This window comes from Hymenobacter agri (assembly GCF_054778495.1).
Genome location: NZ_BAAGZM010000232.1, coordinates 1 through 6,259, shown reverse-complemented (window position 1 = coordinate 6,259; position 6,259 = coordinate 1). Strand labels below are relative to the sequence as shown.

The following is a 6,259-nucleotide window of genomic DNA, read 5'->3' as shown; positions in this document are numbered from 1 at the left end:
TGGCCGCCGCGGCCCGCGCCGCCGCCGGGCTGCTGCTGGTAGCGCTGGTAGTCGGCCCCGAACTGGTCGTACTTCTTGCGCTTGTCGGGGTCGCTGAGGACTTCGTTGGCTTCGTTTATTTCCTTGAATTTCTGCTCCGCACCCTTGTCGTTGGGGTTCACGTCGGGGTGGTGCTGGCGAGCCAGCTTGCGGTATGCTTTTTTGATTTGCTCGGGCGTGGCGTTTTTATCCAGGCCCAGCACTTTGTAATAGTCTTTGTACTCCACTTGATGCAGAAATTTATAGATTCGAATGCTGTAAATCGTAGCAGGTACGCCGGGCAGTACCCGGCCGGGTGCCAGGATTAATTAAGGTTGCGCTTATCCAAGTTGCTCGGCACAACGTTTATAGGGAATTGAACGGAACTAAATCGGCAAAAGTTGATTTTAGCAGCCGGATAAATGTGGCCCCGATTTTGCACTACCTGCACTACCCTGTTTTCAACAATATGCAAATAAAGCCGTAACTTGCTCTCTGAAAGCATTTACCGCTGTTATTTTCAATTTCTATTTTAGACTTTTCCATGAAGCCCACCCTTCTTCTCCGCTTCTCGCTATTTGCTATGCTGCTCGGCAGCCTGGCTACCTCGGCCCAAACCCCGCGCCCCGGCCGGCCAGTGCCCAAGCCCCGCGCAACGGCCAGTAAAACCGAAGGGGTGAAGGACGGCCTCGCCATGCTGAACGGCCGGGTAGTGCTCACCGAGCTGGGCATCAGCAACCCGCTGGTGGCCGATAAAAAGCTCATCAATGGTACGGTCATCACCCCCGCGGGCGTGGTAACGGGCACCGACGGCACCACGGCCCAAATGAAGGAAGGCGACCACGTGTCGCTCTCGGGCCGCATCACTTCCCGGGCCGAAATCGCCGCCGCCGACAGCATCGCCAAAATTCAGCTCTTCGACGCCCTGCACCCCGGCAAGCGCAAGAAGATGGAAGAAGCCGCCGAGAAAAAAGCCAAGGCCAAGGAAAAAGCGGCCGAAGCCAAAGCCAAGGCCAAAGAGAAAGCCGCCAAGCGCAAGAAATAAGTGCTACCCGCCCAACGCAAAGCGCCGCCTCTTCATCAGAGGCGGCGCTTTGCGTTGGGCGGGTAGCGGGCCGGCGGGTTCGTCCTATCTTCGGGGCCTTACGTATTCGGCCCCATGCTCTTTTATACCGTCATGAAGCCACTGGTGCAGGTGGCGTTGCGCGTGTTTTTCCGTCGCATCGAAGTGCGCCACCCTGAACGGATGCACCTGCCCGGCCCCCTGCTGCTGGCCGGCAACCACCCCAACACGCTGATGGACCCACTGCTGGCCGCCGTGAACCGCCGCCAGCCCATTGCCTTCCTGGCTAAAAGCACGTTTTTTCAGAACCCCGTGCTGCGCGCCATCATGCAGTCAGGCAACTCCATTCCCATCTACCGGGCGCAGGATACCGGCACCGGCGTGGGCGGCGTGGCCACCCCCGAAGAGCGCGCCGCCCAGAACGAGGCCAGCTTCGGCCGCTGCTACGACTATCTGGGCCGGGGCGGTACCATCATGATTTTCCCGGAGGGCACCAGCGTGAGCGAGCGCCGCCTGCGGCCGCTCAAAACCGGGGCGGCCCGCATTGCCCTCGGGGCCGAAGCCCGCCACGGCTTCAAGCTGGGCCTGAAGGTGGTGCCGGTGGCCACCAATTACTTCGACCCGCACCGCTTCCGCTCCGATGTGCTACTGAACGTGGCCCCACCCATTCGGGTGGCCGACTACGCCGAGGCCTACGCCCGCGACCCCGACGAGGCCGCCGACCAGCTCACCGAAGCCATTCGGGTGGCGCTGGAGCGGCGCCTCGTCATCAGCCGCGACGCGGCCGAGGATGCCTTCGTGCAGCAGATTGAGCGCACCTTCGGCGACCACCTTAATCCCGACGACGACCCGAACACGCTCTACGACAACTTCCAGCTCAGCCGCACACTGCTGCAGGCCCTGCCTTGGGCCGAAAAGGAGTTTCCCGAGCGCCTGGCCGAAGCCCGGGGCCGCTTCGAAAATTACCTGGCCGAGCTGCGCCACCACGGCATCAACGACGAAGCGCTGGACGCCCAGCGGCGCGGCTCCATCACCGGCCTACTGAACCTGGTGTTTGGCGTGCCGGTGTGGCTATACGGCGTTATTAATAATTACCTGCCCTACATTTTGCCTTCGCTGGTAGCCAAGCGCGCCACCAAGGATGTGGAATTTGTTGCGCCCATTATGCTGGTGGTGGGCATGATTACTTTCCCGCTGGCCTACGCCCTGCAAATTGCGGCTGTGCAGCACTGGCTCACGCACGACTGGCGCCTCACGCTGCTCTACGGCCTGAGCCTGCCCTTCACCGGCTTTTACGCCCTTGGCTATTGGACCAACCTCTCCGCACGACTGCGGCGGCTACGGGCGGCACGACTGTTTCGGCGGGCGCCGGCCGTGGGCCAGGCCCTGCTGGCCCAACGGGCCGGACTGGTGGCCGAGCTACAGCAGGCCCGGGAAGCGTATCTGGCGGCGCGGTAAGCTTCAATGGGTGAATGGGTGAATAGTGTGCAAGCGCATTCGCCCATTCACCCATTCACCCATTCACCCATTGAAAACCGCCCCGGCCAGCAGGGCGGCCAGAATGATGACCACGCTGGGCACCTTATCCCAGAGCAGCAGCAGGAACGTGAGGCCCACCAGCAGCGGGTTCAGGGGCAGCGAGTCGATGGGGCCGAGGTGAAAGGGCAGCGGCAGCAGCCGGTCGGGCAGCGGGTGGTAGAGCAGGAACGTGGCCGCGCACACCAGCCCCGCGCTCACGGCGTTGATGCCCTCCAGCGAAGCCTGCACCACGCGGTACTGCCGCAGCCGGTCCCAGAAACGAATGACGAAGAAGATGAGGAAGGTGCCGGGCAGGAAAATACCCGCCGCGCCTACCAATGCGCCCATAATCTGCGCGCTGCTACTGCCCGTGGGCCGCATAGCCAGCGCCCCGATGTAGGCCGCAATCGAGAAATTAGGCCCCGGCATGGCCTGCACCAGCCCCAGGCCCGACAAAAACTCCGGCCCGGTGAGGTAGTGCTTGAACTCCACAAACTCGGCGTAGAGCAGCGGGGCCAGCACCTGCCCGCCGCCAAACACCAGCGAGCCGTTGCGGTAAAAATTCTCGAACAGCCGCACCGGCAGCCACTGCGTGAAGTGGCCCAGCGCCGCCGCCCCGGCCAGCGTGCCAAACCACAGAAAAAAATTGGCCCACTCCACCCGCAGCGGCTTTTTCTCCTGCACGATGGCGTGCTTGCGGTAGCGCACCGTCGTCACGGCCCCACCGGCCAGCAGCAGCAGCGGCAGCATCCAGGGCAGCTGGAAGAAATAGGCCAGCATGGCCGCCGCCACCAGCAGCGCCACCGAGGTTTTGGTGTGAATAACCTTCTCCGAAATCTTGTAGGCCGAAAACGCCACGAAGCCCACCGCTACCGGCTGCACAAACTGCACCAGCGCCGCCATGCGGTGCGGGTCGAGGTGGTTGAGGGTGAGGGCGGCCAGCGTCATCAGCACCACGGCGGGCGTCATCCAGACCAGCAGCGTGAGGTAGGCCAGGTTGGGCCCGCCCAGCCGGAAACCGATGACGGTAATGGTCTGCGTCGAAGTTGGCCCCGGCAGCAGCGCGCACAGCGCCTGCAGCTCCAGCAGCTCGGCGGCCGAGATGTAGCGGCGCTTCTCCACCAGCAGCCGGAAAAACATGGCCAGATGCGCCTGCGGCCCGCCAAAAGCCGTGAGCGAGAGCCCGGCCACGTCCTTCAGAAAAATAATGCCACGCACCCGCCGCGTGCGCTGGCCCGAGCGCCGCGGAGGAGGCGTGAGCGAAACGGGGGCCGCGGCGGGCGGCGGGGCATTATCCGGTGATGGGAGTGAAACAGCCATAAATTGAGAACGTCATGCTGAGCGCAGCCGAAGCATCTCTACCGCGCAACTAATCCACTGGATTTGGTTTACTCTCGCGGTAGAGATGCTTCGGCTGCGCTCAGCATGACGTTCTTACTGGTCGTACTGAACCTTATTTCTTCTTCAGGCCCAGCTCAATCAGGCGCTCGTTCAGGAATTCGCCGGCCGTGATGTCGGCCTCCTTCTTGGGGTTGTCGGGCGTTACGCAGTGGTCGAGGGCAGCCAGGCTCATTTCGGAGCGCGGGTGCATAAAGAACGGGATGCTGTAGCGCGAGGTGTTCATTTTCTCGCGGGGCGGGTTCACCACGCGGTGAATGGTCGACTTCAGCACGCCGTTGGTGAGGCGCTGGAGCATGTCGCCCACGTTCACCACAATCTGGTCGGGCAGGGCCGTGATGGGAATCCACTTGCCGTCGCGGCGCTTCACCTGCAGGCCGTCGGCGCTGGCGCCCATCAGCAGGGTAATCAGGTTGATGTCGCCGTGCTCGGCGGCGCGCACGGCATCCTGGGGCACCTCATCGGGGTTTTCGATGGGGAAGTAGTGGATGGGGCGCAGAATGCTGTTGCCGTTCTTCACCTTGTCGTCGAAGTAGTTCTCGGGCAGGTGCAGGTACAGGGCAATGGCGCGCAGCACATCCTTGCCGGCGCTTTCGAGCGTGCGGTAGGTCGTCAGGGCCGTGTTCTGGAAGGTGCTGAGCTCCTCGGGCCAGATGTTGTCGGGGTACTCGTGCTTGATGGGGTCGTCGTCCTGCACTTCTTGGCCCACGTGGTAGAATTCCTTCAGGTCGCCGGTATTGCGGCCCTTGGCGTGCTCCTTGCCCTTGCTGATATAGCCGCGCTGGCCAGCCAGCTCGGGCTTCTCGTAGCGCTGCTTGGCCTCGTCGGGCAGCTGGAAGAAGGCCTGCACGTCGGCGTACAATTGTTTGGTTTGCTCGTCGTTCAGGCCGTGGTTTTTCAGGGCCACAAAGCCGATGTTCTGGTAGGCCTCGCCGAGCTGCTGCACGAAACGGGCCTTACGCTCGGGGTCACCCGAACGGAAGTCGGCCAGGTCGAGCGAGGGAATTTGGTCAAGGAGTTGGTCTTGCATAAAGATTTTTGGATTTACTTTGAGGCCGGTACGCCCCAAGGGTGGGCAACGACGCAAGTTAAGCAAAACCCCGCACCGGCCCCCCTACGTAAGTGGGCTGATTGTATTCTCGCCTTTCGAATACTACTATCTTTCTCTTTTTGACCTTTGTATATGAAACGCACCCTGTGGCTGCTGTGCAGCACTACCCTGACCCTCGGCGCTTTGGCTAGCTGCGAATCGAGCAAGCCCGCCACCGATGTTAGCGCCACGGCCGGCACTAACAGCCCCGCGGCCACTACCGCCGCCAGCAACGAGGCAATGGAATCGAACGGTATCCGCCTGACTCCGTTCAGCGACTCGCCCAAATTTCCCGAAGCACAAATGCAGCTGCGCACGCCCATTGCCGGCTCCACCGTTCCCAGCGGCGACGTTGCGTTCGATTATCAAATTACGAACTTTCAGCTCACCAAAATGAGCGGCGGCCCCCACATGGCCCAGATGGCCAATTCGATGAAGGGCCAGCACATCCATAACATCGTGGACAACGAGCCCTACACGGCGCACTACGAAACCAAGTTTACCAAGCCCGTGGCCGATGGCCAGCACGTGGTGCTCTCGTTCCTGTCGCGCTCTTACCACGAAAGCCTGAAGCACCGCGGCGCCTACGACCTGCGCGTGATTACCGTGGGCAAAGCCGCCCCCGGCACTCCGGCCTTCGACACCAAAGCCCCGGCCCTGTTCTACAGCCGCCCCAAGGATACGTACTCGGGCGCTGATGCTCGTCGCATCATGCTCGATTTCTACCTCGTGAACACCACGCTGGAGCCCGGCGGCAACCGCGTCCGCGCCACCATCAACGGCACCGAGTTCATGCTCGACAAATGGCTGCCCTACATGATGGAAGGCCTGCCCGCCGGCGAAAACACCGTGAAGCTGGAGCTGGTAGACGCCAGCGGCACTATGATTCCCGGCCAGTTCAACTCGGTGACGCGCACCTTCACGGTAGCACCGTAATCGTATAATCGTCTGTCATTCCGGGAACCGCTCAGGACGACAGATAACTTATTGAAAAGCCTCCCGTCTGATTCGGGAGGCTTTTTTATGCCCGTCATCGTGCGGGTGCTACCTTGCCCGCTATGCCCAACACTGCCCTCACTCCTGCTGCCACGCCCGCCCCAGCCCTGCTCACCCGCGAGCACGTGCTGCGCGCCCTGAAGCAGCTGGCCCGCGAGGCACTGCCGCTGCCGCCC

Annotated in this window: 6 protein-coding genes; 3 read left to right on the top strand and 3 right to left on the bottom strand. The window is 62.2% G+C overall.

Going from position 1 to position 6,259, the window contains the following annotated elements:
* Positions 1–266 (bottom strand): DnaJ domain-containing protein (locus tag ACYVDE_RS12515; RefSeq protein ID WP_460501880.1); only part of this gene is annotated, 266 nt, incomplete at its 3' end.
* Positions 267–562: 296 nt separating this feature from the next.
* Here ACYVDE_RS12515 and ACYVDE_RS12510 point away from each other — a divergent pair.
* Together ACYVDE_RS12510 and ACYVDE_RS12505 are read left to right on the top strand one after the other, a co-directional pair.
* Positions 563–1,063 carry a DUF6799 domain-containing protein gene (locus ACYVDE_RS12510; protein ID WP_460501879.1) on the top strand — a complete coding sequence of 167 codons (501 nt, stop codon included), beginning with the start codon at positions 563–565 and terminating at the stop codon, positions 1,061–1,063.
* A gap of 114 nt (positions 1,064–1,177) precedes the next feature.
* Positions 1,178–2,539, top strand: coding sequence for a lysophospholipid acyltransferase family protein (locus ACYVDE_RS12505; RefSeq protein WP_460501878.1), 1,362 nt, complete (start codon positions 1,178–1,180; stop codon positions 2,537–2,539).
* A 63-nt stretch (positions 2,540–2,602) separates the two neighbouring features.
* On the opposite strand, the gene chrA is transcribed toward ACYVDE_RS12505, so the two are convergent.
* Both chrA and ACYVDE_RS12495 read right to left on the bottom strand, forming a co-directional pair.
* A complete protein-coding gene (gene chrA / locus ACYVDE_RS12500) occupies positions 2,603–3,919 on the bottom strand; it encodes a chromate transporter (RefSeq protein WP_460501877.1) in 1,317 nt (438 codons plus the stop codon).
* 133 nt (positions 3,920–4,052) lie between these two features.
* Positions 4,053–5,027 (bottom strand): isopenicillin N synthase family dioxygenase, encoded by a 975-nt coding sequence (locus ACYVDE_RS12495; RefSeq protein WP_460501876.1) that lies wholly within the window; start codon positions 5,025–5,027, stop codon positions 4,053–4,055.
* Between the two features lie 153 nt (positions 5,028–5,180).
* Here ACYVDE_RS12495 and ACYVDE_RS12490 point away from each other — a divergent pair, with 153 nt between their 5' ends.
* Positions 5,181–6,023 carry a hypothetical protein gene (locus tag ACYVDE_RS12490; protein ID WP_460501875.1) on the top strand — a complete coding sequence of 281 codons (843 nt, stop codon included), beginning with the start codon at positions 5,181–5,183 and terminating at the stop codon, positions 6,021–6,023.
* The last annotated feature ends 236 nt before the right edge of the window (positions 6,024–6,259 follow it).

Excerpts from the sequence above, each read along its gene's own strand:
- ACYVDE_RS12510 (WP_460501879.1), top strand. The coding sequence starts at position 563 with ATGAAGCCCACCCTTCTTCTCCGCTTCTCGCTATTTGCTATGCTGCTC.
- ACYVDE_RS12505 (WP_460501878.1), top strand. The coding sequence starts at position 1,178 with ATGCTCTTTTATACCGTCATGAAGCCACTGGTGCAGGTGGCGTTGCGC.
- chrA (WP_460501877.1), bottom strand. The coding sequence starts at position 3,919 with ATGGCTGTTTCACTCCCATCACCGGATAATGCCCCGCCGCCCGCCGCG.
- ACYVDE_RS12495 (WP_460501876.1), bottom strand. The coding sequence starts at position 5,027 with ATGCAAGACCAACTCCTTGACCAAATTCCCTCGCTCGACCTGGCCGAC.
- ACYVDE_RS12490 (WP_460501875.1), top strand. The coding sequence starts at position 5,181 with ATGAAACGCACCCTGTGGCTGCTGTGCAGCACTACCCTGACCCTCGGC.